Below are 21,330 nucleotides of genomic sequence, written 5' to 3' on the forward strand. Positions count from 1 at the left end.
AAATCTTTTGACCACTTTTTTTCACATGAGATGCCGATGCCGTTCCAGAAGGTCCAGCCTGAAAAACTCTCCACCTCAGTTGTCCGCCAGATCGAACTCCTGATCTTGCGCGGCATCCTGCGACCGGGCGAAAGGCTCCCTGCGGAACGCGAGCTCAGCGAACGGCTTGGTGTCTCCAGACCGAGCCTGCGTGAGGCTATTTCCACGCTTCAGGACAAAGGCTTGCTTGCTTCCAAAGCCGGTGCCGGCATCTTCGTCGCCGACGTTCTTGGCAGCGCGTTTTCAGATTCTTTGGTGCAGCTTTTCGCCGCCCATGACGAGGCCGTGTTCGACTACATCTCTTTCCGCCGTGATATGGAAGGACTCGCTGCCGAACGCGCGGCAAAGCTGGCTTCGGACACTGATCTGCAGGTAATTCAGGCCGTCTTTGACAAGATGGAAGCCGCTCATCCCAAACGCAATCCGGCTGACGAGGCGCGTCTTGATGCCGATTTTCACCTCGCCATTATCGAAGCCAGCCACAATGTGATCATGCTGCATATGATGCGGTCGATGTACCAGCTTCTGCGCGAGGGGGTTTTTTACAACCGCACGATTATGTTCCGTCAGCGCACAACTCGCCATGAACTTCTGGAGCAGCATCGCGCCATCAACGCTGCGCTTCAGTCCCGCGACCCCGAAGCCGCCCGGGCGGCCGTTGAGGCGCACCTGAATTTCGTGGAGGTCGCTCTCTCGGACCACCAGAAATTTCTCCACAACGAATCCATCGCCAAACAGCGTTTCGAACACGAAGCGACCCGTTGAGTTCGCCCAGCGGCCGCAGTTGGCATCCGGTTAGGGCGACAGTGACCGTCTGAGCCCTCAGCCCACTTTCATCACGATCTTGCCGATGTGGCCGCTGCTTTCCATCCGCTGATGTGCCTGCACGGCTTCATCAAGTGTAAATTCGCTGTCCATAACCGGGGCAACGCGCCCCGCATCCAGCAAGGGCCAGACATTCTCCGCCAGACTCTCGGCGATGCGGGCTTTGGCCAGATCACTTTGCGGGCGCAAGGTGCTGCCCGTAATCGTCAAACGGCGCATCATCACCTGCGCAAAATTGAGTTCGACCTGTGGCCCTTGCAAAAAGGCAATCTGAACCAACCGTCCATCATCGGCCAGAGCTTTGACATTGCGGCCAATGTAGTCGCCCCCCACCATATCAAGGATCAGGTTCGCCCCGCCCTCGGCGCGCATCGCGTCAACAAAGTCCTCGGTGCGATAGTTGATCGCTTTCTCTGCACCCAGCTTCACGCAAGCTGCACATTTCTCGTCTGAACCGGCGGTAGCAAACACCCGCGCGCCAAGAACGCTGGCCAGCTGGATCGCTGTTGTACCAATACCGCTTGAGCCGCCATGCACAAGGAAGCGCTCCCCGGCAATGAGCCCACCACGCTGGAACACATTGGACCAGACCGTAAAGAATGTTTCGGGCAGACAAGCGGCTTCACGCAGCGCCATCCCACGTGGGATGGGCAGGCAATGCGCGGCTGGCGTCAACGCGTAATCCGCGTACCCTCCACCGGGCAACAAGGCACATACCTCATCGCCTTCTGCCCAGTCCGAGACCCCGGCGCCCACGGCGGCGATGGTACCGGATGCCTCCAAGCCGGGCAGATCCGAGGCAGTCGGAGGAGGCGCATAAAGACCTGCGCGCTGCAACACATCCGGGCGGTTCACACCCGCATAGGCGATCTTGAGAAGAACCTCTCCGGGTCCGGGCTGTGGAATGGGGCGTTCGGTCATTTCCAGAACCTCCGCCGGTCCCGGTTTGGTGATCTCCACCGCACGCATCATAGAGCTCATGTCAGGTCCTCAGCCGTCGTTTCGTTGATCAAAGATGTAGCACCGCCTCCAGCACAGGGAACAGAGACTTTTGGCGAAGATCCAAAAACAGAGCGCTGCGTCAGGACCGAGGCGGCGTCCAGCTTCCGGGCATGCCTTTTGGCATCTGCGGCGCCTTTATCCGGCCAAGCATCTCAAGCGGACCTGCCATCATCTTGCCAAGCGGGCTGTTGTTGAACTGGGCCTTGGTTTTTTCAAACTGCATGACGTTTTCAATGCGCCGATCCAGAAACGCCCAGGTCGCGGCCTGCCCTTCGCTGTCGTCGCCGAGCCAATACAAAACTGTTGAGCCATAGACCGCGCTCAACGTTGCGCGCTTCGTATACCAGTTGAAGTCGCGGCTGGTGTCACCGATTGCGATCCAGATCGCATCGCAAGTGCCCCAAATCAGCTGCGCGCCTTGCGCGGCATGTTGCGGCAGCGAGAAAAGCGTCGTTCCGCGACGCACAACTTCGCGATCTGTGCACAGCTCCAACCGTTTTCGGACCGCAAACGTGATCTTCTCGCGGATTTTCATGGCGTCCAGATCGGCCTCCGCCATTGCTGCAACCATCTGCGAATCGCCGCGCAGGTGATATGCGACCGCCAGATCAACGGCTCCGCGCGGACAGATTGCCCGTGCCACCGTTGGATCAACGCCGCTTTCCGTCACCGCGGCGGCGTAGGTCGCTTCCGACCAACCGTCAAAGGGCACATGCATCTCCGCTGCCTCTAGAAGGCGGGTTTTCAGGTCAGTCTGGGGGGCGTCAGTCACGGGGCTTCTCCTGCACTATGCTGCACTGGGTACGATACTAGACAAACTTTGGACCCTTTGCTATACGGCGGCCTCCTGCAATTTCATTGCAACTCAAACTTAGAAAGGTGGTGAAAACCACATGCAGGTTAGTGTTCGTGACAACAACGTCGATCAGGCGCTCCGTGCCCTGAAGAAAAAGCTGCAGCGTGAAGGCGTCTTCCGTGAAATGAAGCTCAAGCAACATTTCGAAAAGCCGTCCGAGAAAAAAGCGCGCGAGAAGGCTGAAGCGATCCGCCGTGCCCGTAAACTGGCACGTAAGAAAGCACAGCGCGAAGGTTTGCTTTAAGCACATCTTTGTTCCAGCTTTGGACACAAGAATAGACAACCCCCGCAGCTCCGGCTCGCGGGGGTTTGTTTTTTCTGCGCCGGAAAACTAGATGTGGCGCGTAGAACGCTTGTGATGACAACCGCACACACCAAATTAGCACCATGCAGAAACCGCCCTTTATCGAGACCGTCAAACAGCATCTGCCGACGCTGGTTTTCATCATCATATTCGCCGGGCTTGTCGGCGCGTTCTACGGCTACATCATGACGCAAATTTTCGGGCGCGGCTTTCACTGGCTCTTGCTGGTTTACGGCGCCGTCCGAGGCATCTTCGTTGCCGTGGTTGTCACCGCGCTGGAACTTCTGGTGTATCGTCAAAAGGTTCAGAGACGCCTGCGGGCGATGGCCTTTGTTCCGGCTTTTCTGGTGCGCTCGCTGATCACCTGTTGGCATCTCGTCGTGGGGCTCACTCTCAGCCACATGGTCTTCAGTCCCGCTTGGGCAACACTGGACATCTGGATACAGCGCGGCCTCTTGCGGGACTTCATCTTTGCTGCGGGTGCGGCGCTGATGATTCAGCTCATCCTGCAAACCCGCAGCCTCGTGGGCGGACGCACACTGCGACATTTTCTGATGGGGCGGTACAACCGGCCGGTCAAGGAAACACGGATATTTATGCTCGCTGACATCGTCGGTTTCACCGCGATCGCCGACAAAATCGGGGATCAGCGCAGCCTCGAGCTGGTGACCAATTTCTTCCTCGACATCGACCCGGCGATTCACCGCAACGGTGGCATGATCCACAATTACGTCGGCGACGAAGTTGTCGCGAGTTGGAGCGATCACGGTAAGGAGCAGAACAAGCGTGTGCTGCACTGCATTCAAGACATATTCAAAAAAATCGACGACGTCCGTGCGCAATACATCGATGAATTCGGTGTCGCTCCAGCGCTGCGCATCGGCATGGCGCATGGTCCTGTCGCGGTGGGCGAATGTGGCGGCGAAAAAAGGCAGGTGATCTATATCGGCGACACCATCAACACCGCCAAGCGCTTGCAGGACGCCTGCAAACCTTATGGTGTCGGTGTCATGACCGATGCCGACACACTTGCGCGCATGGCCATCCCCGAAGGAATGCAAGCGACGGAAATGGGTCGCACAACCCTTAGAGGGCGCGAAACAGAGACCCTGATGATTGCCATAGGAACGGACAGCGGTCCTTATTCTCTACCTGCTTTGGGAAACTGATCCCGCCCCCCTGTCATTCTGCGCCGATGCCCTTAAGTTGTGAACAACCACATCAAACAGGGTATGCCAATGACCGATACTTATACGCCCCCCAAAGTCTGGACCTGGGACGCCGAAAGCGGCGGCAAATTTGCCAATATCAATCGCCCGATCGCGGGTGCGACCCACGACAAGGACCTGCCCCGCGGCGATCATCCGTTCCAGCTTTACTCACTGGCGACGCCGAATGGCGTCAAGGTGACCGTGATGTTCGAGGAATTGCTGGCGGCGGGGCACGCGGGTGCCGAATACGATGCCTATCTTATTAACATCGGAGAAGGCGACCAGTTCGGGTCGGGATTTGTCGATGTGAACCCCAACTCCAAAATCCCCGCTCTCATGGACTTGTCCGGCGACGGCGAAGTCCGAGTCTTTGAAAGCGGCGCAATCCTTCTGCATCTGGCGGAGAAATTCGATGCCTTCCTCGGCCCGAAAGAAAAGCGCGCCGAAATGATCAGCTGGCTTTTCTGGCAAATGGGCAGCGCCCCGTATCTGGGCGGCGGCTTTGGCCACTTCTACGCTTATGCGCCTGAAAAATGGGAATACCCGATCAACCGGTTTGCCATGGAAACCAAACGCCAGCTTGACGTGCTTGACCGGCAACTGGCCGAGAACCGCTATATCGCGGGTGACGAATACACCATCGCCGATATTGCGATCTGGTCTTGGTACGGTGCTCTGGCTCTGGGGCGCCTCTATGAAGCCGCCGAATTCCTGGACGTGGAAAGCTACGAACACGTTCAGCGTTGGGCCAAGGAAATCAACGACCGTCCGGCGGTGAAGCGCGGGGTTAAAGTGAACCGTGCGTGGGGTGAACCCGAGCAGCAATTGCACGAGCGCCACTCTGCTGAAGACTTCGATACCAAAACGCAGGACAAACTGGCACCCGAAGAGGGTTAAACGGCCCGCGGGCGCATCCGCCCGCCCTCCAGCAAATACAAAAGGGCGGCGGCACCCAGAGAGAGTGCCGCGCCCAAAACGGCAACACCGCTGTAGCCGATGATTTCCGCAAACCCTGCAAACAGTCCGGACGCCACCAGCGTTCCGCCAAAATGCGACATCGAGATGAGCGCGCTGCCCGCTCCCGGACGATGCTCCACCAACGACTGGATGTACCCGACCGGCACCGACAGAATGATACCCGCGCCGATGCCAAACGGCAGAACAAGCCACCACGCCGCTGCCATGTTTGGCACCACAGCCAGAGCGGCAAAACTCAGCGCGTAAATCGCCGCGCCGCCCAGAATAACCGCAACGCGCGAGAACCGTTTCAGCAACAACGCACCGCCCAGCATCACCGGCAGTTCCACCATTGCCACGCCGCCGGAAAACCATCCGATATCGCTCTCCTGGCCGCCCAGTTGTGTGACCACCAGAAGCCCGAGCAGGATGCTGTAAAGCCCGTTTGCCGAGGTAACCGCCGTGATCAGCCCCAACCGGATCAGCACCGCCCGAGCAACAACCTCTCCGACTGCTTCCCAGAAAGTAAGGCCCGAACCATCACCAGTGTCGCCCATGTCCTTGGGCCACATCAGATAGACCACCACCAACACCAACACGTTTGCCACTGCCAAGGTCCAATAGACCGCCAGCAAATCCGCTCCTCGCGCCAGCGCCAAAGCCCACAGCGGCGGCGTGATCGCAAATGTGCCGGCAAAGCCAGCGCGCACCAGCGACAAGCCGACGTCCTTGTCGATACGCGGGTTGCGGTCTGCCGCGACTGCGGCAAGGGCGAAATACTGCGTGAAGGTCGTTGCGGCGATTGGGAACAGCACCATGTGGACCAGCACAAACGCCGCCGCCGTGGGCCAGGCTGCCATCAAAAAGCCCGCTGCTATTCCGACGCAAATGCAGGCGAGCAGAATTGCACGATAACGCTGCGTTTGATCCACAATTATGCCGATCACCACCGAAGCGATCACGCTGAAGAATGCGCCTGCGGTGACCACAAACGCATAAACCGCGTTACCAAATCCCAACCGCTCAATCGCAATCACGGATTGGAACGGCGCGACCGAAGCCACTGCTGGGCCCATAAGAAGGATGCAAAGAAAGGCGACCCTCAAAAGCGGGTCGTTCAGTGCGCGTAAAAATATCAAGGCATGGTCCTAACAAGGCGCAACAATTGCGCTTGCCGAGGAAAACATGCTGACTTCAACATGGCAACTCTGTGATTCATGACGTGAAGCGGGCAAAGAAACCCCGCGTCGCGCGGCACTCATAACATTGGACAGGTCGACCCTTCTTCTCCAGACTTCTTGCAAAGATGCATGACAATCTCCGGAGGCTGATATGGACTTTCTGCGCACCCCTGACGACCGCTTCGACAACCTGCCGGACTACAACTTCGCACCTCACTATAAAACTGTGGACGACACAGAAGGCGGGCAATTGCGGGTGCATTATCTGGACGAAGGGCCTGATGATGCCGCACCGATCCTGGTGATGCACGGCGAGCCGTCTTGGTGTTACCTGTACAGGCACATGATCCCGCTTTTCTCAGCTGCCGGCCATCGTGTCGTTGCGCCTGATCTGGTGGGTTTCGGGCGCTCGGACAAACCGACCAAACGCACTGATTACACTTATCAGCGCCACGTCGACTGGATGACAGACTGGTTGCAACAGGTCGACCTCACCAACATCACGTTGGTCTGCCAGGACTGGGGCGGGCTCATTGGCCTTCGCCTTGTCGCCGCCATGCCAGAACGATTTGCACGCATTGTTGTGGCCAACACGGCCCTTCCGACAGGCGATCAACCAATGGGCAAGGCATTCGAAGGATGGCGGGAATTTTCGCAGACTACGCCTGTCTTCAACACCGGCAAGATCATCTACGGCGGCACCACTTCGAAATTGACCGAAGCCGAAATCGCCGCTTATGACGCGCCTTTCCCCGATGAAACGTACAAGGAAGGCGCGCGCCAATTCCCGATGCTGGTCCCCGCCAGCCCCGACGATCCCGCCGCGCAGCCCAACCGCGACGCGTGGAAAGTGCTGATGGGTCTCGACATCCCCGTCCTCACCGCCTTTGGCTCGGATGACAAGATCATGGCAGGCGTGGACAAGGTCTTCCAGAAGCTGATGCCCGGCGCCGCTGGCCAGCCTCACACCATCCTCGAAGGCGGCAATCACTTCCTTCAGGAAGACGTCGCCCCCGAATTGTCGAAGGCGACTTTGGACTTTATCGAACGGACCTGACCCCTGGAAGCAGTAGAAATACTGTCTTTCCCACCATCTTCTATTTCCTTATGTTGCAACCATCTGCAATCAAAGAGGTTTTTCCGATGGCGTGGTCCGAAATCCTGACGTTTTCCTTTGTCGCAGCGCTTCTGGTCATGTCGCCCGGCCCAAACAGCGTGCTGATCGCCAAGACCGTGCCAACATCCGGTCGCGCCGCAGGCTTCGCCAATGTCACCGGGTTCGTTGCTGCCTTCTACCTGCATGGCGCCATGTCGGTGCTCGGCATCTCGATAATCCTGACGCAATCGGCGCTGGCCTTCTCAATCGTGAAATATCTCGGTGCAGCGTATCTCTGCTGGATCGGCATCAAGGCCCTGTTGGCGGCCTATCGCGGTGCAACACCCGTCGCTGACACTGCCCCCGCAAGACGCAGGCGCACCCTCGCCAAAGCCTTCACAGAAGGCTTCCTGACCAATGCGCTTAACCCCAAAGTCTCGATGTTCTACCTCGCGGCCTTTCCGCAGTTCATAGCGCTCGGCGAAACCACCGCCGCAGCCTCGTTCCTGCTGGTTTTCATTCACTCGATGATCAACGCTTTATGGTTCGGCGCGATGGTGCTGCTTCTCGACCGCCTCAGACATGCTGCGCAGAACACTCATTTCCAGCGCTGGCTAAAAGGTGTGACCGGCGTTGTTTTCCTTGGATTCGGCGCCAAACTTGCCACCATGCGCGTGACATGACCTAGGTCAGGGCCTCCACCATCGCCGCGTTCTGAACATGCATCAGATACGCCTTCGCTTGAGTCGCGACGCAACTGGCATGCGCCATCGCCGCCGCGTCCACCTCTTCGCCGCGCGTCACAGGCGGGCAGGGAATGAAGTACACATCCGGTCGACAACGCTCCAATATCGCACCTGTCACCGAAAAACCTGCCACCTTCCGTCCCGCGGTCGATGACCAGCAGTCGGTGACGATCACATCCGCTTCCAACAGCGCCGCCTCACTTTGAGTGACATCACAGCCGGGTGGCAGAGCATCCGGCCCAACTCCCTGCTCGACGGGGCACCACTGGGTCACCGAAATTGGCACCACCCGCGCCGCCTCGAGCCAGGACTGAACAATGTTGCCATTCGGCGCAGCCACTACAACCTTGAGCCCGTCGAGATGCCCTTTGCGCGACAGGACAAACGCCAAGTCACCAAGTATCTCGCACGGATGGTTGTCATTGGTCCGCAGGTTCAGCACCGGAAACGCGGCCGCCTCCGCAAAGGCCGCCAATCGTGACAAGCGCGGAGTGCGAACGGCCATCAGGTCACACCAGTTGCCGAGATAACCAGCCAGATCACCGACTGCCTCACCGCCCTCCAGCATCACGCCGGTGTCGACACAGATCGCGCCCATCTCTGCCGCCCCCAGCTTCACCGCCGTCGGATTGCGCCACCCCGGCAATTCGGCAATCAACCCGATCCGCCGACCTTGCAAAACCCGCGGCATGGCCCGTGCTTCCCAGTCCTGAGCGATTTGCAACGACCGCTCGAGCAAAGCCTCAAGCGCTGCCCGATCCAGATCATCCACTCGCAACAAATGCCGCATCACCACGCCTGTGACAGCATCATTTCCGCCGCCTTTTCACCAATCATGATCGACGGCGCATTTGTGTTGCCTGATGTGATCGTTGGCATCACCGAGGCATCCACAACCCGCAAGCCGGCCAGCCCCCGCATCCGCAGCTCTCCATCCAGCGGCGCAGCTGCATCACTGCCCATGCGCACGGTTCCAACGGGATGGAAAATCGTTGTACCTATGTCGCCCGCCGCATGCGCCAGCTCTGCATCGTCTTGTGCGGTGACCCCGGGCTTCATCTCTTCGGGCGCATATTTTGCCATCGGCCCCTGTGCCATGATCTGACGTGCCTGCCGGATCGCCGCCACAGCCACCGCACGGTCGCCTTCTGTTGCCAAGTAGTTCGGCGCAATCTCCGGTGCCTGAAACGGGTCCGCTGACCGGATGCGCACATGCCCACGGCTCTCGGGGCGCAGGTTGCAGACGCTCGCAGTGATGGCTGGGAAGTCATGCAGTGGCTGTCCAAACGCCTCCAGTGACAGGGGCTGAACATGGTACTCAAGATCAGGGGTCGCCAGATCCGGGCGCGACTTGGTAAATGCGCCCAGCTGGCTCGGCGCCATCGACATGGGCCCGGTACGTTTTGCCAGATACTCCAGTCCAATCTTTGCCTTGCCCCACAGGGAATTCGCCATGGTATTGAGCGTCTTGGCCCCCTGAAGTTTCCACGCGCAGCGCAGTTGCAGGTGATCCTGTAGGTTGGAGCCGATACCTTCCACTTCGTGCTGCACAGCAATCCCGTGTTCCCGAAGAATGTCGCCCGGCCCCACTCCGGACAGCTGCAAAATCTGGGGGGAGTTCACCGCGCCCGCAGACAACACGACGTCGCCACCGCAACGCGCCTGCTTCAGGTCTCCGTTTTGCCGATACTCCACCCCAACCACGCGCCCGCGCTCTATCAGGAGGCGCAGGGTTTGCGCGTTCACCTCCACCTTCAAACGGTCCTTGCGAGGACGCAAAAAAGCCTTGGCTGTATTCCACCGCCAGCCGCTCTTCTGATTGACCTTGAAATACCCGACGCCTTCGTTGTCGCCAGTGTTGAAATCATCCGTTCGGGGCACTCCTGCCGCCTCTGCGGCCGCCATCCAGTCATCGAGCACATCCCAATGCAGACGCTGGTTGTTCACATGCCACTCGCCGCCAGCACCATGCAGGTCCGACGGCCCGTCCATATAGTCCTCGGACTTCTTGAATAGTGGCAAAACGTCATCCCACCCCCAGCCCGCCAATCCCATCTGACGCCAGCCGTCGTAGTCCGCAGCCTGCCCCCGCAGGTAAAGCATCCCGTTGATCGAACTGCACCCGCCCAAAACCTTGCCGCGCGGATAAATCAACTGCCTGCCGTTCAAACCAGCGTCCGGCGCCGTTTTGTACATCCAATCAGTGCGGGGATTGCCGATGCAATACAGATATCCCATCGGGATATGAATCCAGTGATACGTGTCGCGACCACCCGCCTCGAGCAACAGCACCTTGCGGCCGCCTTCGGCCAAGCGCGCAGCTACCACACAGCCGGCGCTGCCCGCGCCCACAACGATATGATCCCAGTCCAAGCTACCCCTCTCCCAAGCCGTCCCGTTACCAGACTAGGCACGCCGGAAAGTGTCAACCGGACCGAAGCCCTCCCGGGCTTAAAACACCAAGGGAGCGAGACCGAGCACCTGCGTGCCTTAGGCTTCAGCCGGTTCCATATTCAGCTTCTCCGGATTGCGCATGACATAGATCCACTGCACCTGCCCCGCTGCGTTCGGGACAACCACCGTCAGCGTGTCCAAAACACCCGCAACAAACCGTGCCATTGCGGGCAAACCATTGGCCTTCACCAGCTCGAACCGCACGTCGGGAAGGTCTCGGTCTTTGGCCATAACCGACGTAAGCACCAGCATGATCTCCTCGGGTCCTCGTAGAACCCTCCGCGCTGCACGCACCTTGGCACCGCCATCGGTCACCGCCATCGCATCTGCGGCCAGCATCTTGAGTGCCGCCGCATGGTCCTGTGTGGCCGCGATAAAAAATTTCTGAAGCGCCGCAGCGGCTTCCTCGCGCGAGACATCAAACCGTGGCCCTTCCGACTGCAACCGCTTGTGCGCGCGGCTTACCATCTGACGACACGCCGCCTCCGTCCGCTCAAGCGTGGCGGCAATCTCTGCATAATCGGCATCAAACGCCTCGCGTAAAACAAATGCGGCCCGCTCAGCCGGTGCCAGCCTCTCCATCGCCCAAAGCAACGCCAGTTCGCATTCCTCTGCCAACTCGAACCCTGCTTCAGCTCCGGCATCGGCCGCCCCGATCAATGGTTCGGGCAGCCAAGGCCCGACGTAGTGCTCACGCCTCACCTGCGCTGACCGCAGCGTATCGATCGCGACGTTGGTCGCCACCCGTCGCAGCCATGCCCGCGGGTTGTCGACACTTCGCGCGCCAGAAAATCGAAGCCAGACCTCCTGCACCACATCTTCCGCTGCGTGACGCTCCCCGAGCATGCGGTATGACATGGACAACAAAGCCGGTCTCTCGGCCTCGAAAAGGTCCACCATATCCTTCATTCAGGCCACCTCCCCAAGACGCCCGCCGACATCAATCCGCTGGCAGGCGTGGCCCTGCCCCAACCCGCGCTTGAACACCGGATAGAACCGACCGGTCGCCGCCGCGAAACTTGCTGCCACAAGAGCATGATCGCCAAACCGCGCGCGTATCGTGTCCGCAAATTCATTGGCGTCATAAGAACGCGCAATGGCTTGTTGGGCAAACTGAAAGCCCAGCCCCACGTCACCGGCGTCCGAAAAACGCGCCTCGATGGCCGCCAGAAGGTGATCTGCGGACACGCCTTGCTCCAACGCCATATCCACCACCAGCTGTCCGCACGGCCCGCAGTCTCCATCAAGCGTCGAAGCAAGCAGAGCCCCGAACCACACAGCGCGGGCAACCTGCGGTCCACGATGTTGAGACAGCATGGGAAACAGCGTCAATGCCAGTCCAGCCCCGACTGACGTATCGATCACCTCGTGCATATAATCGGTGTCATAGGCATATTTCCGTCCAAAGGCCCGCGCGCCCGCATGTAAAACCGCTCTGATCATGCCACCGCCTCCTCGCGACCAAAGCTGGCTGCAGCCCAAAGCGCCGCCCACGCCGGAGCTTGAATCCCAATCAGGTTAACCAGAGCAACAATATCGGCCGCGTATCCACGATGGACCGCCCAGATCCAGACGTGAAACACCGCGTGCAACACCGGAAACCCTGCGCCAAACAGCGCGACCTCACGGTTGCCTGCCTTTGCGCCTGCGATCAGGGCCATGCCCGACACCGCAAAGGCAATCGCCACATCCCGGATGAAATGATCATTGTAGCCGCCGGTCGCCGCCACACCGGGCACCGCTTCAAACCACTGATGCGGTGCCACCCACATCACCACCGCGTTGCCCAAAAAGAACAGGCCGCAGCCCCAAAGTACCGATTTTGTCATCTGCAAATCTCCAAGCTGTTTCCCTTAAGACGAAACAGCCTGTCGATTTGTGACACTCACACAGGCAAAGCCGTGGTTTTGAAAACGGTGCGGAGAGCAAAGCTTGATTGCATCTGGGCGACGCCCGGCAAACGCGCCAGATGCTGACGGTGAATGCGTGCGAAATCTTCGGTGTTCTCGGCAACCACCTTGAGGATGTAATCCGCTGTGCCTGCCATCAGGTGACACTCAAGCACATCCGGTATCCGCGCCACCGCTTTTTCGAAGGCATCCAGCACTTCATCCGCCTGCCCCGACAGGGTGATTTCAACAAAAACCGTGGTTGGTACGTCCATCTTGCGGGGATCAAGCAGCGCAACATAGTCGCGAATATAGCCGTCCGCCTCCAGCCGGTGCACACGTCTGTGGCAGGCGCTTGCAGAGAGATTCACCCGCTCTGACAGCTCCGCATTGGAAATCCGCCCCTGCTTTTGCAGCACCATCAGGATGCGACGATCCGTTGAATCAATTGACATGATACGGTGACTCCTTGCGTCTGGCTCTTAAGTATTCGAAGATTCTTCGAAAGCCAAGTTTTCAAACTGCCTAAATTTCAAGCAAATTCTCCTGCCGCATTCCTACCTTTACCTAAAGTCACATCAGGAGAGCGACATGAAGATCGGCTGCCCAACAGAAATCAAACCACAGGAATTTCGCGTCGGCATGACGCCGGATGCCGCCCGCGAGGCGGTCGCACACGGCCACGACGTGCTCATCCAGTCGGGCGCCGGCAACGGCGCAGGCTTCACCGACGAAGACTACATCGCAGCCGGTGCACAGATCATCGGCACCGCACCGGAGGTCTTCGAAAAAGCCGACATGATTGTAAAGGTTAAGGAACCACAGGCGGACGAGCGCAAGATGCTGCGCGAAGGCCAGCTTCTCTTTACTTACCTGCACCTCGCCCCCGATCCCGAACAGACCAAAGACCTCATGGAAAGCGGCTGTACTGCCATCGCCTATGAGACCGTGACCGACGCCAGCGGCGGCCTGCCGCTTCTGTCTCCCATGTCCGAAGTCGCTGGACGCCTTGCACCACAAGTCGGCTCTTGGACGCTGCAAAAGGCCAACGGTGGCCGCGGCGTCCTGATGGGCGGCGTGCCCGGTGTTGCACCTGCAAAAGTGGTGGTGATCGGCGGCGGCGTTGTTGGCACGCACGCTGCCAAGATCGCCGCAGGCATGGGCGCGGATGTGACCGTACTGGACCGCTCGCTCACCCGTCTGAAATATCTTGATGACGTTTTCGGCGGCACTTTCAAGAACCAGTATTCCACCGCAGGCGCCACCGCAGAGCTGGTGCGGGAGGCTGACATGGTGATCGGCGCGGTCCTGATCCCCGGTGCAGCAGCCCCAAAACTTGTCACCCGCGCGCAGCTGTCTGAAATGAAGCCGGGCGCGGCTCTGGTGGATGTCGCCATCGACCAGGGCGGCTGCTTCGAAACGTCCCGCGCTACCACACACGCGGACCCGATCTACGAAGTCGACGGCATCATGCACTACTGTGTAGCGAACATGCCCGGCGCAGTGGCACGGACCTCGACCCAAGCCCTTGGCAACGCAACTCTGCCTTTCCTGCTCAACCTTGCTGACAAAGGCTGGAAGCAGGCATGCGAGGACGATCCTCATCTGTTGAACGGACTGAACGTGCACGCAGGTCAGCTCACCTACTATGCCGTCGGCAAAGCGCTTGGCATCGATGTGATCTCGCCGGCGCTGGCTCTGAAAAACTAACTCATCCGGCAAGGCGCCACGGCGGCGCCTTGCCAATCCGCGCGATCAGAAAGTCGATCAATGCGCGTACTTTGGCCGACAGAACCGTGGTCTTGGGATAGACCAGCCACAATACGGATCGATCCGCCACTTCCCACTCCGGCAGCACCCGAACCAGCCGCCCGTCAGCCAGTTCGGTATGAACATTCCACAGCGAGTTGGCCGAGATGCCTGCCCCGGCTACGGTTGCGATCCGCTGGCTTGCGCCATCATCTACGATCAAAGGACATCTCCCGGCACTCGGATCAAACAGCCCAGTTGCTCCATCCGGACCGTGCAAGCTCCGCGCTGCCATGCCCTGAAACCCGATCAACGCATGTTCCGCCAAGTCAGCAGGGCGTTCAGGCATGCCGTACGCCTCAAGATATGCCGGTGACGCCACCAGAATACGCTCGTCATCCGCCAGTTTGCGTCCCTTTAGAGATGTGTCTTCCAGCGCCGTATTGCGCAACGCCAGATCAAAACTCCCCGCGATCAGATCCTGCGGATTGTCCGTCAGCCGCAAATCCAGCGTCAGTGCCGGGTGCTTGGCCAGAAACTCGGGCAAAACAGGCACCACAAAGGCCTGCGCAAAAGTGCTGGACGCCGCAAACCGAAGCGTGCCCGTCAAAACCGTCTGTCCGCGACCCAGCGCAGCCAGCGCGGCGTCTTCCTGTGCCAAGATCTCCCGCGCATAGGGCAGAAACTCTGCTCCTTGCACAGACAGGGACACCTTGCGTGTACTGCGATGCAAAAGATCCGCGCCCAGCGCGTTTTCAAGCTTTGCCAATCGCGCACTCGCAACTGCTGGTGCCAGTCCCAGCTCCCGCCCCGCGGCACTGATATTGAGCATGTCTGCCGCTCGCACGAACAATCGTACCGCCTCTGTATCCAATGCCATTATTTAGATTTCCCGAATTATGAAGCTCGAAGATCGCCATTCCCGTGGGATTTCGACCTCAGTATATCTCAATCATGAAAAATGAACGCCAGAAACGCAAGGGAATGCAACAATGACCTACTACTCTATACTCGCTGTAACCCCAACCAACGACGACTGGGTTGCCGACTATATCGGCCCCGCAAACAAACTTGTCGCGCACTACGGTGGCAAATACATCGCGCGCACCTCCAGCCACGAGCAAGTCGAAGGAGCGGACACTCCGGCGGCTCTGCGTATCCTGATTGCGTGGCCGTCGCGACAGGCTGCGCTCGACTTCATGGCCGACCCCGAATACGCCCCACATCTCGCGGCTCGCACGGCTGGGTCTGAAAGTTTCCACTGGCTCGTCGAAGGCAAAGACGATCTGGCCTGAAGCGTCCCGAAACAACAGTCAAAAAGGCGCCCCCCAAAGGGGCGTCTTTGTTCTTTTCACAGCGACGGAAGTCTTCGGGTGCAGCGTACCAACTATATCACCGGCATCTCCGGTCTCTCTAGCATCGTTGGACCAAACCATGACCTCCCGTTTCTCTCCCTATGGTCTCTGGACCCTCTTCGCCCTTCCACTCATCGCGTGGTCATGGATGGCCATGACCTCCACAAACCCGCGCATCGTGCATATGCTGGTGCACCCCACCGGCGAATGGTCTGCGCGACTGCTGATCATCACGATGATGATCACCCCGCTCGCCATGCTCTTCAAAGGAAAGGGGTGGACGCGCTGGCTTAAGAAAAACCGCCGCTACTTCGGTGTTGCGGCATTTGCCTACGCCGCGCTGCACACGGTCTTCTACCTGATCGACCGCGGCTCCCTGCCGCGCATCATCAACCATCTGGATCGCACATGGATCTGGACCGGTTGGGTGGCATTTGTGATCTTCATTCCGCTGGCAGTCACGTCAACGGACGCTTGGGTCCGCAAACTTGGCACCTGGTGGAAGCCGCTCCAGCGCTGGACGTATGTCGCAGCGCTTTTCACGCTGGTCCACTGGGCAGCCCTGCACGATTGGAAAGAACCTGCCGCCGCCATCGTCCACTTCGCCCCACTCGCTGCTCTGGAAGCCTATAGACTATGGTACTGGTACTTGCGTCCGCGACCTGCGCGCGCGGCGTAGGCGGCGACTGGCAAACACGAGATCGGTCGTTGCGTTTACAATTGCCTCCGCCACGACTCAGCGCCGACGCTTTGCAGACGTAATACCGACGTTTTGCAGACAGGCATTTTCGGAAGAACCCCGTTTTCTTAATAGCAAAAAGGCGGGAGCAGCGCATGCTCCCGCCTTTGTTGGTCTCATACCATCGCGCGGTGGCTTTACGCCTCGCGCTTGATCTCCACCGTATGCGGATAGGGGATGGAAATCCCGCCCGCATCAAAGGCTTCCTTGACCGCTTGGGTAAAGCCGAATTTCAACTCCCAGAAGTCATCCGCTTTGCACCAGATCCGCGCTGTAATATCTACTGAGCTGTCACCGAGGTTGGTCACACGCGCCCAGCTTTCAGGATCTTTCAGCACCCGCTCATCCTTTGCCGCTGTCGCCAAAATGATCTCGCGGGCCTTCTCAATGTCGTCGCCATAGTCGATGCCGAACACCACATCCACCCGCCGTGTATCGTGGTGCGAGAAGTTGGTAATGATCGCGCCCCAGGCTTGGCCGTTGGGTACGATGATCTGCACATTATCCGGTGTTTTCAACTCGGTAACAAAGAGATTCAGGTCCACAACCGTTCCTGCCGTGCCACCAATATCGACGTATTGACCCAGTTTGTAGGGACGGAAGAGGATCAACATGAAACCGGCTGCCAGATCGCTCAACGTGCCCTGAAGCGCCAGACCGATCGCCAACGTCGCCGCGCCCATCATCGCCACCAATGAAGTCGCTTCGATGCCGAAGATTCCCAGAATGGCCACCAGAACCATCAACAGGATCACCCAGCGAACAATGCTCGCTGCAAAATTGCCAAGCGTCTGATCGATTTCGGGAGTCTTGTTCACTCGCCGACGCACGATCCCACTCACCCAGCCGGCTACAATCCAACCGATAACAAGGACGATCAACGCCTTGCCCGCCGACACCACCAATGGTCCGAAACCCGCGACCTGTTCCATTACTGTCTCCACCTAAACTCTCCATTGGCAGCAAATCTATCTGCCTGTTCCAGAACGAAATTTGGCGGCCAGGTGCAAGACCCGACCGCCATGACCTAACGCAAATTAACGCTATTTGTTCAGCGCGTCACGGATCTCGAGCAGCACATCCAACTCGCTTGGTCCTGCTGGCGCTTCTTCGGCCGGCGCCTCTTCTTCTTTCTTGGCCGCCGCCTCCTTCACTTGGTTCACGTAGCGCACCAACATGAACACGACAAAAGCGATGATAAGGAAGTTGATCACGGCCATCACAAACGAACCCCAAGCAAACACAGCCGCTCCGGCTTCCCTCGCCGCTTCTAGGCTTGCGCCCTCGGCGACCTCACCGGCCAGCACCACATACATGTTGGTAAAATCGACTCCGCCCATGAATAAGCCCACAAACGGGTTGATCAGATCACCGACCATAGACTTCACAATCGCTGTGAATGCCGCACCGATGATAATACCAACGGCCATGTCCATCACATTGCCCTTGGCGATAAAGTCCTTGAACTCTTGCATCATTGTCTTCGTTTCCTTCCCTGCATTTCGCGCCTTTTGCTTTATGTTTGGCTGCGCGAGCGAACATTAACCTGTTCGGATTCGCACGCATGCGCTTATGGTTTCAGGGGAAAATGCACCTATCTTTTCCCCCATAACCGCGACAGGAGAGATCATGAGCACCGTAACAGACCACCCGATCAACGCCCGATGGCCCGCCGAAAACCCTGACGTGATCCAATTGTATTCCTTCCCCACTCCCAACGGTGTGAAGGCGTCGATCGCGCTGGAGGAACTCGGCCTTCCCTATGAGGCGCATCTGGTGACGCTCGCCGACGCAGACGTCAAAAGCCCGGAGTTTCTAGCACTGAATCCCAACAACAAAATCCCCGCCATAATTGACCCCAAGGGGCCTGATGGCGAATTGGTTACGCTTTTCGAAAGTGGTGCGATCCTGATTTATCTGGCTGAAAAAGCCGGAAAGCTTCTAGGCAAATCCGCCGCCGAAAAGGCGCACATCATTCAGTGGCTAATGTTCCAGATGGGCGGCGTCGGACCGATGTTTGGTCAGATGGGGTTCTTTGTGAAGTTTGCAGGCTCCGAAATCGAAGATCCGCGCCCACGCGAGCGCTATGTGACTGAAGCCCAGCGCTTACTGAGTGTCATAGAAAAGCAACTCGATGGTCAGGAGTGGATCGCTGGCGAGTTTTCTATCGCAGATATCGCCATTGCTCCTTGGCTAGGGGCGCTGGAATTCTACGGTGCTAAAGAACTGGTCGGCTGGGACAATTTCCCCAACACCATCGCTTATGTCGAACGCTTCATGGCACGTTCGGCCGTTCAAAAAGGCCGCAACATTCCGCCTCGCCCCTAAATCCAAAAGGGTGCGCGAACTTCGCGCACCTCTCTTTTCTTACGCCGGCAATGCGCTTGTCAGCACATAGCGCAGCATGTCCGCCACAGCTTTGGGATCATCTGTCACCGCCAGTGCCGCCGCATGTACTTCTTTTAGCGCATGTTGATGTTCCGCCTGCGAGACGACGATAATACTCTTTCCCAATGCGCTGGCGTAACCTGCGTCAAATGCAGCGTTCCACTGCTTGTATTTCTCTCCAAACCTAACAACGACAACGTCAGCCATTTCAATACCGCGACGGGTACGAATGGCGTTCAACTTCGCACCTTTGTGGTCGTGCCAAAACTTGTTTTCCTCGGCACCCATAATAGCCACCCCGCAGTCATCGCTTGCGGCGTGATCTGTCACTGGGCTGTTAAACGCGACGTCAAGTCCTTGGCAGGCCTCAACAATCTGCTCACGCCAGTCCGTATGAATTTCTCCGGACAGATAAACACTCAGGGTCATCGACATATTCTCCAATAGGGTCTGAACATGTCATACTCTCTCAGACCAGCCGCGCCAATTGCGAACAGGCCTGAAATAGTTTCATCGTTTGCGTGCCACAATATAACGGCTGGGTGGACGAACAGGAAAATTGCCAGTCTCGATAATGTCAAATCCGGCTTCCGCGATCAGGCCCTCAAGCTCCGCAACCTTCAGGTAACGAACGAAAGGCGCCTTGCCAAACAACTGCATCAGAGGAATCGCTGCCTTCAAAAGGCCGAATTTCAAACCCAGTCCCTGCTCCGCGATACACGGCGTTTTGCTGATGAACAGTCCGCCGGATTTAACGCGCCAGGCGATGTCGGCAAGATCAGCCTCCAGATCATCCACCAAGTGGAGCAGGTTGTGGGCCATGACGACATCAAATGGTCCTTCAGGCGCATTGGAAGCAACCGCTCGCACGAAGCTGACATTGCTCACCCCCGCCTCTGCGGCCCGTTCCTTCCCGATCTCAAGCATCTCCCCAGAAATATCGGTGACTGTTAAATGCTTTACGGCGTCTGACAACTTGATCGCGGTGCTGCCGGTTCCCGCTCCGATTTCCAGCGCATGATCGCTTGTTTTCAGATAGCTCCGCGTGCGTCCCAGCGTGTACTCGTAGGCTGGCATATCACCGATCGGGCTTTTGGCGTAACTACGCGCGTGTTTGTCCCAAAATGTGGCTGAACTCGTCATAACTCTCTCCGGTTTCTCCGTCTTGGGTCATAAGATAGTCATGCGTGAATACTTGTGAATTGCCGAAATTCGCAAATGCCTTATACAAAAATGCATGAAAGAGTTTGATTGGAACCACATCCGCGCATTTTTGGCAACCGCCGAGGAAGGCTCGCTTTCAGCGGCCGCAAGACACCTGAACCTGACCCAGCCAACCCTTGGTCGTCAGGTGTCCGCCCTCGAAGCCGACTTGGGCGTCTTGTTGTTCGAGCGCGTGGGAAGGTCCTTGCAATTAACGGACTCAGGTACCGAACTACTTGAGCATGTGCGGGCAATGGGAGAGGCCGCCGACAGGGTTGCGCTGGCAGCCTCCGGACAAAACCAGACCATTGAGGGACGCGTAGCCATTACCGCAAGCGACGTGTTTTCCGCATACTTGCTTCCACCGATCCTCGCGCGCCTTCGAAAACTCGCACCCAAGCTTGTCATCGACGTTGTTGCAGGAGACGACATCCGAGACATCCTCCGGCGTGAGGCAGATATAGCGATCCGACATGTTCGCCCTGACCAGCCCGACCTGATCGCGCGACTGATCCGCGACGCGGACGGATACTTCTACGCGGCTCCGGACTACCTCGACCGGCGTGGACGTCCACGTACTTTGCAAGACCTGAAAACTCACGATTTCATAGGCTTTTCGGACAATGACCGCATGCTGGAATACCTTCATCCGATGGGCTTCCCAATCACCCATGACAACTTCCGCGCTGGCTCCGCCAGCGGGTTGGTGGCTTGGGAGCTCTGCAGACAGGGGTTTGGCATTGCACCGATGGCCGAAGAAGTCGCGAACAAAACGTCCGGGGTTGAACGAGTGTTGCCGGATCTGAGCCCGATCACCTTCCCGATCTGGCTGACAACGCACCGCGAATTGCACACCAGCCGCAAAATCCGTCTGGTATTTGATGTGCTGGCCGAGGCTCTCGCAAAACCTTAAATCGTGCGGCTCATCATGACCCGATTGCCTTCGCGGCCGGTCTCCTGCCAGCCAAGATGGTGATAAAGTGCGATAATGCTCGCGAGATCTTCGTGTGTGGCAAGCGCGATCTCGCTGCATCCAGCGTCTTTTGCCAGCGCCACAGCGTGCCCGATCAACTTGCCCCCCAAACCCTTACCCCGCGCGTCTGGAGACACCGCAACGTTCATCAGATGCGCTTTCGGTGGGGCAATCGCGACCATCAATACACCCTGCACCTCGGCGCGCCCCGCCACCCAAACCTGACCCGCCGCGATAGCGCGATCAATCCCGCCGGACACATCCGGCAGGATCACACCCTGATCGCGGTAAGGTTGGTAGGCGGCATCGATCAACCGCGCGATGGCTTCTGCTTCATAGTCATGAGCCAGACGCGGTAACATC

General features: G+C 58.3%; 26 protein-coding genes. 11 read left to right on the forward strand and 15 right to left on the reverse strand.

Annotation, left to right across the window (positions count from 1 at the left end):
- The first annotated feature begins 36 nt into the window (after nucleotides 1-36).
- Entirely contained in the window at nucleotides 37-804 is a 768-nt protein-coding gene (locus BXY66_RS15485; protein ID WP_132861295.1) for a FadR/GntR family transcriptional regulator, read from the forward strand.
- A 57-nt stretch (nucleotides 805-861) separates the two neighbouring features.
- On the opposite strand, the gene BXY66_RS15490 is transcribed toward BXY66_RS15485, so the two are convergent.
- A complete protein-coding gene (locus tag BXY66_RS15490; protein ID WP_132861296.1) occupies nucleotides 862-1,845 on the reverse strand; it encodes an NAD(P)H-quinone oxidoreductase in 984 nt (327 codons plus the stop codon).
- Between the two features lie 100 nt (nucleotides 1,846-1,945).
- The gene (locus BXY66_RS15495) at nucleotides 1,946-2,638 is read right to left on the reverse strand and encodes a COQ9 family protein (RefSeq protein WP_132861297.1); all 693 of its coding nucleotides are present in this window, start codon (nucleotides 2,636-2,638) and stop codon (nucleotides 1,946-1,948) included.
- 121 nt (nucleotides 2,639-2,759) lie between these two features.
- Here BXY66_RS15495 and rpsU point away from each other — a divergent pair, with 121 nt between their 5' ends.
- From rpsU to yghU, 3 genes are all read left to right on the forward strand, one after another.
- A complete protein-coding gene (rpsU, locus tag BXY66_RS15500) occupies nucleotides 2,760-2,966 on the forward strand; it encodes a 30S ribosomal protein S21 (protein WP_005614280.1) in 207 nt (68 codons plus the stop codon).
- 143 nt (nucleotides 2,967-3,109) lie between these two features.
- On the forward strand, nucleotides 3,110-4,195 hold the full coding sequence (locus tag BXY66_RS15505) for an adenylate/guanylate cyclase domain-containing protein (protein WP_132861298.1): 1,086 nt from the start codon (nucleotides 3,110-3,112) through the stop codon (nucleotides 4,193-4,195).
- A 69-nt stretch (nucleotides 4,196-4,264) separates the two neighbouring features.
- A complete protein-coding gene (gene yghU, locus BXY66_RS15510) occupies nucleotides 4,265-5,134 on the forward strand; it encodes a glutathione-dependent disulfide-bond oxidoreductase (RefSeq protein ID WP_132861299.1) in 870 nt (289 codons plus the stop codon).
- On the opposite strand, the gene BXY66_RS15515 is transcribed toward yghU, so the two are convergent.
- Nucleotides 5,131-6,333 (reverse strand): MFS transporter, encoded by a 1,203-nt coding sequence (locus tag BXY66_RS15515; RefSeq protein WP_132861300.1) that lies wholly within the window; start codon nucleotides 6,331-6,333, stop codon nucleotides 5,131-5,133. The two genes, yghU and BXY66_RS15515, sit on opposite strands and share 4 nt — an antisense overlap.
- Nucleotides 6,334-6,526: 193 nt before the next feature.
- Between BXY66_RS15515 and BXY66_RS15520 the strand changes: the two genes are divergently transcribed.
- Both BXY66_RS15520 and BXY66_RS15525 read left to right on the forward strand, forming a co-directional pair.
- Entirely contained in the window at nucleotides 6,527-7,432 is a 906-nt protein-coding gene (locus BXY66_RS15520; protein ID WP_132861301.1) for a haloalkane dehalogenase, read from the forward strand.
- 86 nt (nucleotides 7,433-7,518) lie between these two features.
- On the forward strand, nucleotides 7,519-8,154 hold the full coding sequence (locus BXY66_RS15525) for a LysE family translocator (RefSeq protein WP_132861302.1): 636 nt from the start codon (nucleotides 7,519-7,521) through the stop codon (nucleotides 8,152-8,154).
- A 1-nt stretch (nucleotide 8,155) separates the two neighbouring features.
- Here the strand turns inward: BXY66_RS15525 and BXY66_RS15530 are convergent, their stop codons facing one another.
- The 6 genes from BXY66_RS15530 to BXY66_RS15555 all read right to left on the reverse strand — a co-directional run bounded on the left by BXY66_RS15530 (nucleotide 8,156) and on the right by BXY66_RS15555 (nucleotide 13,015).
- Nucleotides 8,156-9,007, reverse strand: a complete 852-nt coding sequence (locus tag BXY66_RS15530; protein WP_132861303.1) for an ornithine carbamoyltransferase — start codon at nucleotides 9,005-9,007, stop codon at nucleotides 8,156-8,158.
- Nucleotides 9,007-10,590 (reverse strand): GMC family oxidoreductase, encoded by a 1,584-nt coding sequence (locus BXY66_RS15535; protein WP_132861304.1) that lies wholly within the window; start codon nucleotides 10,588-10,590, stop codon nucleotides 9,007-9,009. Before BXY66_RS15535 ends, BXY66_RS15530 begins: the two co-directional genes overlap by 1 nt.
- A 117-nt stretch (nucleotides 10,591-10,707) precedes the next feature.
- Nucleotides 10,708-11,580, reverse strand: coding sequence for a sigma-70 family RNA polymerase sigma factor (locus BXY66_RS15540; RefSeq protein WP_132861305.1), 873 nt, complete (start codon nucleotides 11,578-11,580; stop codon nucleotides 10,708-10,710).
- The gene (locus tag BXY66_RS15545) at nucleotides 11,581-12,114 is read right to left on the reverse strand and encodes a hypothetical protein (protein WP_165929206.1); all 534 of its coding nucleotides are present in this window, start codon (nucleotides 12,112-12,114) and stop codon (nucleotides 11,581-11,583) included.
- Nucleotides 12,111-12,500: a hypothetical protein gene (locus BXY66_RS15550; RefSeq protein ID WP_132861306.1), complete on the reverse strand. Its 390-nt coding sequence runs from the start codon at nucleotides 12,498-12,500 to the stop codon at nucleotides 12,111-12,113. Before BXY66_RS15550 ends, BXY66_RS15545 begins: the two co-directional genes overlap by 4 nt.
- A gap of 56 nt (nucleotides 12,501-12,556) precedes the next feature.
- Nucleotides 12,557-13,015 carry an Lrp/AsnC family transcriptional regulator gene (locus BXY66_RS15555; RefSeq protein WP_132861307.1) on the reverse strand — a complete coding sequence of 153 codons (459 nt, stop codon included), beginning with the start codon at nucleotides 13,013-13,015 and terminating at the stop codon, nucleotides 12,557-12,559.
- Between the two features lie 136 nt (nucleotides 13,016-13,151).
- On the opposite strand from BXY66_RS15555, the gene ald reads away from it, so the two are divergent.
- Nucleotides 13,152-14,270 (forward strand): alanine dehydrogenase, encoded by a 1,119-nt coding sequence (gene ald, locus BXY66_RS15560; RefSeq protein WP_132861308.1) that lies wholly within the window; start codon nucleotides 13,152-13,154, stop codon nucleotides 14,268-14,270.
- A 1-nt stretch (nucleotide 14,271) separates the two neighbouring features.
- Here the strand turns inward: ald and BXY66_RS15565 are convergent, their stop codons facing one another.
- Nucleotides 14,272-15,183, reverse strand: a complete 912-nt coding sequence (locus BXY66_RS15565; protein WP_132861558.1) for a LysR family transcriptional regulator — start codon at nucleotides 15,181-15,183, stop codon at nucleotides 14,272-14,274.
- A gap of 118 nt (nucleotides 15,184-15,301) precedes the next feature.
- Here BXY66_RS15565 and BXY66_RS15570 point away from each other — a divergent pair, with 118 nt between their 5' ends.
- Together BXY66_RS15570 and BXY66_RS15575 are read left to right on the forward strand one after the other, a co-directional pair.
- Entirely contained in the window at nucleotides 15,302-15,604 is a 303-nt protein-coding gene (locus BXY66_RS15570) for a DUF1330 domain-containing protein (RefSeq protein WP_132861309.1), read from the forward strand.
- A gap of 139 nt (nucleotides 15,605-15,743) precedes the next feature.
- Nucleotides 15,744-16,343, forward strand: coding sequence for a protein-methionine-sulfoxide reductase heme-binding subunit MsrQ (locus BXY66_RS15575; protein WP_132861310.1), 600 nt, complete (start codon nucleotides 15,744-15,746; stop codon nucleotides 16,341-16,343).
- 197 nt (nucleotides 16,344-16,540) lie between these two features.
- Here BXY66_RS15575 and BXY66_RS15580 read toward each other — a convergent pair whose 3' ends face one another.
- Both BXY66_RS15580 and mscL read right to left on the reverse strand, forming a co-directional pair.
- Nucleotides 16,541-17,335, reverse strand: coding sequence for a mechanosensitive ion channel family protein (locus BXY66_RS15580; protein ID WP_425057077.1), 795 nt, complete (start codon nucleotides 17,333-17,335; stop codon nucleotides 16,541-16,543).
- A 111-nt stretch (nucleotides 17,336-17,446) separates the two neighbouring features.
- Nucleotides 17,447-17,881: a large conductance mechanosensitive channel protein MscL gene (mscL, locus tag BXY66_RS15585; RefSeq protein ID WP_132861312.1), complete on the reverse strand. Its 435-nt coding sequence runs from the start codon at nucleotides 17,879-17,881 to the stop codon at nucleotides 17,447-17,449.
- A gap of 151 nt (nucleotides 17,882-18,032) precedes the next feature.
- On the opposite strand from mscL, the gene BXY66_RS15590 reads away from it, so the two are divergent.
- Nucleotides 18,033-18,731, forward strand: coding sequence for a glutathione S-transferase family protein (locus tag BXY66_RS15590; protein WP_132861313.1), 699 nt, complete (start codon nucleotides 18,033-18,035; stop codon nucleotides 18,729-18,731).
- A 39-nt stretch (nucleotides 18,732-18,770) separates the two neighbouring features.
- Here the strand turns inward: BXY66_RS15590 and BXY66_RS15595 are convergent, their stop codons facing one another.
- Nucleotides 18,771-19,220: a YtoQ family protein gene (locus BXY66_RS15595; protein WP_132861314.1), complete on the reverse strand. Its 450-nt coding sequence runs from the start codon at nucleotides 19,218-19,220 to the stop codon at nucleotides 18,771-18,773.
- An 81-nt stretch (nucleotides 19,221-19,301) separates the two neighbouring features.
- Entirely contained in the window at nucleotides 19,302-19,934 is a 633-nt protein-coding gene (locus BXY66_RS15600) for a class I SAM-dependent methyltransferase (RefSeq protein ID WP_132861315.1), read from the reverse strand.
- A 94-nt stretch (nucleotides 19,935-20,028) separates the two neighbouring features.
- Between BXY66_RS15600 and BXY66_RS15605 the strand changes: the two genes are divergently transcribed.
- Nucleotides 20,029-20,907 carry a LysR family transcriptional regulator gene (locus BXY66_RS15605; RefSeq protein ID WP_132861316.1) on the forward strand — a complete coding sequence of 293 codons (879 nt, stop codon included), beginning with the start codon at nucleotides 20,029-20,031 and terminating at the stop codon, nucleotides 20,905-20,907.
- On the opposite strand, the gene BXY66_RS15610 is transcribed toward BXY66_RS15605, so the two are convergent.
- The gene (locus BXY66_RS15610; protein WP_132861317.1) at nucleotides 20,904-21,329 is read right to left on the reverse strand and encodes a GNAT family N-acetyltransferase; all 426 of its coding nucleotides are present in this window, start codon (nucleotides 21,327-21,329) and stop codon (nucleotides 20,904-20,906) included. The genes BXY66_RS15605 and BXY66_RS15610 overlap by 4 nt on opposite strands.
- Nucleotide 21,330: the final 1 nt, after the last annotated feature.

It is taken from the genome of Shimia isoporae, from assembly GCF_004346865.1.
GTDB classification, from domain to species: Bacteria; Pseudomonadota; Alphaproteobacteria; order Rhodobacterales; family Rhodobacteraceae; genus Shimia; species Shimia isoporae.

What these genes read in the sequence shown, in the direction of transcription:
- BXY66_RS15605 (WP_132861316.1), top strand. Translation starts at nt 20,029, where the DNA reads ATGAAAGAGTTTGATTGGAACCACATCCGCGCATTTTTGGCAACCGCC.
- BXY66_RS15590 (WP_132861313.1), top strand. Translation starts at nt 18,033, where the DNA reads ATGAGCACCGTAACAGACCACCCGATCAACGCCCGATGGCCCGCCGAA.
- BXY66_RS15610 (WP_132861317.1), bottom strand. Translation starts at nt 21,329, where the DNA reads ATGTTACCGCGTCTGGCTCATGACTATGAAGCAGAAGCCATCGCGCGG.
- BXY66_RS15545 (WP_165929206.1), bottom strand. Translation starts at nt 12,114, where the DNA reads ATGATCAGAGCGGTTTTACATGCGGGCGCGCGGGCCTTTGGACGGAAA.
- BXY66_RS15575 (WP_132861310.1), top strand. Translation starts at nt 15,744, where the DNA reads ATGACCTCCCGTTTCTCTCCCTATGGTCTCTGGACCCTCTTCGCCCTT.
- BXY66_RS15505 (WP_132861298.1), top strand. Translation starts at nt 3,110, where the DNA reads ATGCAGAAACCGCCCTTTATCGAGACCGTCAAACAGCATCTGCCGACG.
- BXY66_RS15485 (WP_132861295.1), top strand. Translation starts at nt 37, where the DNA reads ATGCCGTTCCAGAAGGTCCAGCCTGAAAAACTCTCCACCTCAGTTGTC.
- BXY66_RS15580 (WP_425057077.1), bottom strand. Translation starts at nt 17,335, where the DNA reads ATGGAACAGGTCGCGGGTTTCGGACCATTGGTGGTGTCGGCGGGCAAG.
- BXY66_RS15595 (WP_132861314.1), bottom strand. Translation starts at nt 19,220, where the DNA reads ATGACCCTGAGTGTTTATCTGTCCGGAGAAATTCATACGGACTGGCGT.
- rpsU (WP_005614280.1), top strand. Translation starts at nt 2,760, where the DNA reads ATGCAGGTTAGTGTTCGTGACAACAACGTCGATCAGGCGCTCCGTGCC.
- ald (WP_132861308.1), top strand. Translation starts at nt 13,152, where the DNA reads ATGAAGATCGGCTGCCCAACAGAAATCAAACCACAGGAATTTCGCGTC.
- yghU (WP_132861299.1), top strand. Translation starts at nt 4,265, where the DNA reads ATGACCGATACTTATACGCCCCCCAAAGTCTGGACCTGGGACGCCGAA.
- BXY66_RS15490 (WP_132861296.1), bottom strand. Translation starts at nt 1,845, where the DNA reads ATGAGCTCTATGATGCGTGCGGTGGAGATCACCAAACCGGGACCGGCG.
- BXY66_RS15600 (WP_132861315.1), bottom strand. Translation starts at nt 19,934, where the DNA reads ATGACGAGTTCAGCCACATTTTGGGACAAACACGCGCGTAGTTACGCC.
- BXY66_RS15530 (WP_132861303.1), bottom strand. Translation starts at nt 9,007, where the DNA reads ATGCGGCATTTGTTGCGAGTGGATGATCTGGATCGGGCAGCGCTTGAG.
- BXY66_RS15540 (WP_132861305.1), bottom strand. Translation starts at nt 11,580, where the DNA reads ATGAAGGATATGGTGGACCTTTTCGAGGCCGAGAGACCGGCTTTGTTG.
- BXY66_RS15570 (WP_132861309.1), top strand. Translation starts at nt 15,302, where the DNA reads ATGACCTACTACTCTATACTCGCTGTAACCCCAACCAACGACGACTGG.
- BXY66_RS15555 (WP_132861307.1), bottom strand. Translation starts at nt 13,015, where the DNA reads ATGTCAATTGATTCAACGGATCGTCGCATCCTGATGGTGCTGCAAAAG.
- BXY66_RS15520 (WP_132861301.1), top strand. Translation starts at nt 6,527, where the DNA reads ATGGACTTTCTGCGCACCCCTGACGACCGCTTCGACAACCTGCCGGAC.
- BXY66_RS15550 (WP_132861306.1), bottom strand. Translation starts at nt 12,500, where the DNA reads ATGACAAAATCGGTACTTTGGGGCTGCGGCCTGTTCTTTTTGGGCAAC.
- mscL (WP_132861312.1), bottom strand. Translation starts at nt 17,881, where the DNA reads ATGATGCAAGAGTTCAAGGACTTTATCGCCAAGGGCAATGTGATGGAC.
- BXY66_RS15525 (WP_132861302.1), top strand. Translation starts at nt 7,519, where the DNA reads ATGGCGTGGTCCGAAATCCTGACGTTTTCCTTTGTCGCAGCGCTTCTG.